At 62.1% G+C, this 4506-nt stretch carries 4 protein-coding genes, 1 tRNA gene and 1 pseudogene; 2 read left to right on the top strand and 4 right to left on the bottom strand.

The features are described 5' to 3' along the window. The first annotated feature begins 74 nt into the window (after positions 1-74). Positions 75-145: transfer RNA gene (locus tag WAN71_RS14870), tRNA-OTHER, on the top strand. A gap of 87 nt (positions 146-232) precedes the next feature. On the opposite strand, the gene WAN71_RS14865 is transcribed toward WAN71_RS14870, so the two are convergent. Together WAN71_RS14865 and WAN71_RS14860 are read right to left on the bottom strand one after the other, a co-directional pair. Further along, positions 233-1441 carry a Fic family protein gene (locus tag WAN71_RS14865; protein WP_422226062.1) on the bottom strand — a complete coding sequence of 403 codons (1209 nt, stop codon included), beginning with the start codon at positions 1439-1441 and terminating at the stop codon, positions 233-235. Positions 1442-1534: 93 nt separating this feature from the next. After that, positions 1535-2200 (bottom strand): site-specific integrase, encoded by a 666-nt coding sequence (locus WAN71_RS14860; protein ID WP_422226061.1) that lies wholly within the window; start codon positions 2198-2200, stop codon positions 1535-1537. On the opposite strand from WAN71_RS14860, the pseudogene WAN71_RS14855 reads away from it, so the two are divergent. Next, positions 2123-2635, top strand: a pseudogene (locus WAN71_RS14855) (lytic transglycosylase domain-containing protein); the annotation flags it as partial. The gene WAN71_RS14860 and the pseudogene WAN71_RS14855 overlap by 78 nt on opposite strands. Positions 2636-3101: 466 nt before the next feature. Here the strand turns inward: WAN71_RS14855 and WAN71_RS14850 are convergent. Together WAN71_RS14850 and WAN71_RS14845 are read right to left on the bottom strand one after the other, a co-directional pair. Beyond that, positions 3102-3776, bottom strand: coding sequence for a CAP domain-containing protein (locus WAN71_RS14850; RefSeq protein WP_422226060.1), 675 nt, complete (start codon positions 3774-3776; stop codon positions 3102-3104). Between the two features lie 286 nt (positions 3777-4062). Continuing rightward, the coding region (locus tag WAN71_RS14845; protein ID WP_422226059.1) for a lipoprotein LpqH at positions 4063-4506 on the bottom strand (444 nt) is incomplete at its 5' end.

The following is a 4506-nucleotide window of genomic DNA, read 5'->3' as shown; positions in this document are numbered from 1 at the left end:
CGCCAGACGCTCACGGATACCGACGAACGTCCAGGGCCTAAAAGTGCTGGCAGGACTGGCTTTACCGAACACTCGCGGATACCGGCGGACCCGCTTTGCCGGACTCATAATCCGTTGGTCGCGGGTTCGAGCCCCGCCCGCCCCACGAACAGGCCCACGTCAGAGAGTATTTTTCAAGGTCGCTGGCATCGAGTCATCGTTTATTCATCGTTTATGCGGACTGTGTAGGTCGCTAGGAGGTCGGCGGCCGCCGTCCGGCGCGTACGGCGAACGCGTCGAGCGCGCTTAGAACCTCAGGCGCGCGCCATGCTCGGTTACGGGTGCGGTCGGTGAACTCGATGATGATCCCAGCGTCTGTGAGGGGGTCCACGTATCGGCGTGCGTTCCCAGTCGAGATTGCCAGTTCACGTTGGAGTACTCGCGCGTTGAACACCGGCTGTCTGATTAGTAGGTCCGCGACGCGGTGAACTGCCGAGTCGCGTCGGGCCGTGATCTTTGAGTTCCAGCTTTCGCGTATCGAACGCAGATCGTCGACCAACTGTCGACCGTTCACAACTGCCAAGACCGACGCTGCGGAGAGCCTTTCGACTATCGGGCCGGGGTCGCCCTCTCGGTAGGACCCGAGCGCGTCGAAATATGCGTCGGTATTGGTCAGCAGTCCTGCGGAGACAGGGACGGTGATTTGACGGGTTAGCCGCTTGTTGCGGAGCATCGCTTGAATCAGCGTCCGTCCTGTACGCCCGTTACCGTCCGGAAAGGGGTGGATGGTCTCGAACTGTGCGTGTGCAATCGCGATCTGCGGAAGTGTCGGGATATCGCTGCGCCGGGCGAATGCAAGCAGGTCCTCGATAGCATCGTGAATCCGCTCGTGATGAGGAGCCACAAAGTCGGCACCCCGTGGGCCGAACATGCCACCGCCTATCCACACCTGCTCGGTGCGCCAGTTGCCGGCCATGTCCGGATGGCTGGCGTGCATTAGTGCGGCGTGCATAGCCAGAATTGCGTCTTCGTCGATTCGATCCGCCAATGCGATCGCGGCTTTCATGGCTTCGGTATTACTGACGATCATGGTTGCGTTGTGCCGGCTGGTGTCGCCTAGCGTCTCGGCTTCGGCAATGGCTCGTGCCGAGGCGGTTAGGTTTTCGATGTTGGAGCTGGCCGCCGACTCCGTTCTCAGCAGTACCGACGAGAAGGGCGCAACCTCGTGGCCGAGTTCGGCGTCGAACCGGGCGATTTCATTACTGGCTTCTTCGGCATCGGCAAGAACGCCCGCAGGCAACGCGACCTGTAAGTCGGCGATGTCGGCAGGTATGGCAGCTTCGTACTTGCCGGACTGTCGCTGCGCCGCCCTCAAATCGGCCAGCTGATAACCTGCCTCAGCTGGCGTCGTGCAAGTGAGAGTCTCGTACTTGACGGCGGTGCCGCCATTAATTGATGCCACATAATTAAGATAGCATCACTTCGTGCATTAACTGATGCTATCGGCCGGCTATGGCATCACTTACTGCAGTAGCCAGAAAATCCTGCCTCCGCACTACTTATCCCTCGCACCTACCGTGCGATCCAGCAGCTCGGCCACCTGATGGTGAATGCGGCCACGCGTCATGTAGCGATCCTGGGTCATGGACACATTTGAGTGGCCAAGATGATCAGCACCGATCCGCGCCGATAGTCCTTCGTCGTCGATCAGCGTGACGACCGTCTTGCGAAAGCTGTGCGTGGTCACTTCCGGGAGACCTAGCTGGGTGCGCGCGGTGCGCCACTCCTTGCCAAAGTTGTTTGGGTCTCGAAGTGTTCCCGTCGTCGACGCGAAAATCATTGCTTGCTGACCGAGGTAGGGCAACCGGCGCCGTCTCTCAAGCATTTCAATTGCGAACCTGGGCAAGGGGATGGTTCGCCGGCTGGCGGCCGACTTGGTTTCGTCGACGCGTGCTAGGCCCTGGCCCGGTACGCGGATGACCTTAGCCGTGATAGCGAGCGTGCCTGCCTCCTTTTCGTAGTCGTCCCACCCCAGGCCGAGCAGCTCCGAGCGGCGCAGACCAGTCGCGATCAAGAGGGTGATTGGGTCGGCGAGGTCGTGCTTCTCACAGAACGTGGACGTCCGGAGCTTGAGCAGAAGGTCGCGCAGCTGACCGCCGTCCGGCCGATCGATGGACCGGTGCTGGATGGCACGCTGCCCGGAAACGAGGTCATCGTCCAAACTAGCGCCGGCAGTGGCGTCACTTATGCGCGTGCGATGGGTCCGATGCAGTTCCTGCCTGGCACCTGGGCACGGTACGCCTCCGACGGCGACGGTGACGGCGTGGCAGATCCGCAGAACCTTTACGACTCCAGGCGGCCGCGCGGTATCTGTGCAGCGGCGGCCTGAACTTGCGAGATTCGTCTCAGGTGATGGCAGCAATCTTGCGCTACAACAACTCGATGCCGTATGCGCGTAACGTGCTCGGCTGGGCCGCCGCATACGCCACCGGAGTAGTGCCGATCGACTTACCGCCTGTGACTGGGCCTGCACCGCCGCTCGGCGACACGCATCTAGAGCATCCCGAGGGCATCGGGCCCGGACTCCCGCTCAACGTCCTTGGCCTGCCACCCATCGACCCGCTGGCGCAGATGCCGCTAATCGACTTCGGCCCTCCGGAGTATCCCCTCGACAACCGGTGGGGCCATCTCAGCAGCCGGCCCTGGCGGCGTCCAATTGCACGGTGATCTGCATCGGCCAGCAGGACCCCCGTCTCCCGCGCAGCCCTAGATCGTTCCACTTGGCTAAAACGCCTGGAGCCATGCCGCGGAGCTAAGCGGAACTCAAAAGGTTGCGCAGTGTCTGTCGAAAAGGGGCCGACGACGGGTTGCGCCACACACGCTGGGTTACGTGCCTGTTCTTGGCTGAACCTGAAGCAGCTCGGGGGCCCGCCGTGGGTGGTTGCTGGCCTTTGGCCGGGGTGGGTCGTTCATGTGAACCTCTGGAAGCGCTGATCGGCGTCACCGACCATGCCAGATCGGGACGCGAAATCGCCGCCGCGGCATAGCATTCGAGTGGCCCGGGTGGTCCCAACGAGGGTGTGACGGACACGCACCGGCTCCGAAGGCGTTCTGGCCCTTGGCTATTGCGGCGGATTGCCAGGCGGTGGGTAGACACCTCGCAGGATCCAGGGGAACCAGTTGATGCCGAACTCGAGCTCGTCGCTGGCGTCGTAGTCGGGGGTGGGATCGATCGGAATGTTGGTCTCGCTTTGTGCGGCGCCCATGGGCGACGTTACGTCAGCCCCTGGTTGCGGTGGCTGTCCGTAGACGGCCACCACGACGGTGCGATCGGGGCTGTTTTCCGACCACACTCCTATTTGGCTGTTGGCGCAGTTGGAAATGATCGCGTTGGAGGCGGGGTTGTAATACCACCGGTTGATCAAATCGTTGCCGCTGATTGCGATGGATTGATTGATCGCCACCGTTTCTGCTGCCTGACCATGGAAGCCGGCGGCGTTCGCGCGCCCCTGTGGTGTGGACCCGTCTGAGCCGATGTCGCCGTCGAGGTTGCGATTGTTCAGCACATCGTGGGTATGCCGCTGCGCGGCCAGTTGCAGCTGCGGGTTGATCCTGACGTCGTTGGTGCAGCCCGCCTGATGCTGCATGGTGTATACGTTGGCAACGACACCATCGTTGAGTCGTTTGTTGTTCGGTATGAGCGTGTTGTTGTCGCCATCCCCGTGTGCGGCAGGGGAGCACAGCAGGATGCTGGCGGCGATCACCAAGGTAGGCAGGGTCAGCGGTCGATACTGCATGGCATTTTGCTCCTTGTCCGCCGCCGGCAGGCGGTGGCCGGTGGTGGGCTGCGGAAGTTCCTGCGACCAACTACTGCCTTGGCCATGGTGATCGCGTCGTGGTTCAGCTCTGCTTTCAGGCGATAAGAATTAGACAGATATATTACGCTTTCGCCGCCATGAAGCAAGGAGAGCTGTTCGCTCGAGGCGCCATCGCGGCAGCCGTCGCGATAGGGGGAGCCGCTCTTGTGACCGCCTGACCGCGGCGGCGTAGCTGCGCAACTCGGCGGTGATTCTGGGCCAGCGCCTAACACGCGACCCGGATCGCGAACGTGCCAGTTGTCCTCACGCTGGGATCGTCGGCGACGAACCCGTCTGCAGTACCGCGGATTATGTACGTCTGAGCCGTCATACTCACGTCGGCTTTGCCGTCGAGCCCTTTCATGTAGCTCCCGGTGAAACCGCTCAAATCGGTGATGGTGACGGATTTGGCCGTAAGCCCAGTTTCGTTGGATACCAGTGCCTTAACGCCCGCGACCGTGTCACCGGTTGTGATCGTGGTCAGCGATCCGATCTGCGCACACTTCACCGCGGTGGTCGCGGGGAGGGCCCTATCGTTGATCGTCACCCTCGCGGTTCCTGCGGGTAACGCGCGCGGCGGAGGTGAGGCGGATGGCGACGAGCACGCCGTAGCACCCGCCGCGACCAGAGCAGCGGCCATCGCATTGACGAACGGTTTCTGCATGAGGCC

Source organism: Mycobacterium sp. (assembly GCF_049280035.1).
GTDB lineage: Bacteria > Actinomycetota > Actinomycetes > Mycobacteriales > Mycobacteriaceae > Mycobacterium.
This window is presented reverse-complemented; position numbering and strand designations above follow the sequence as displayed.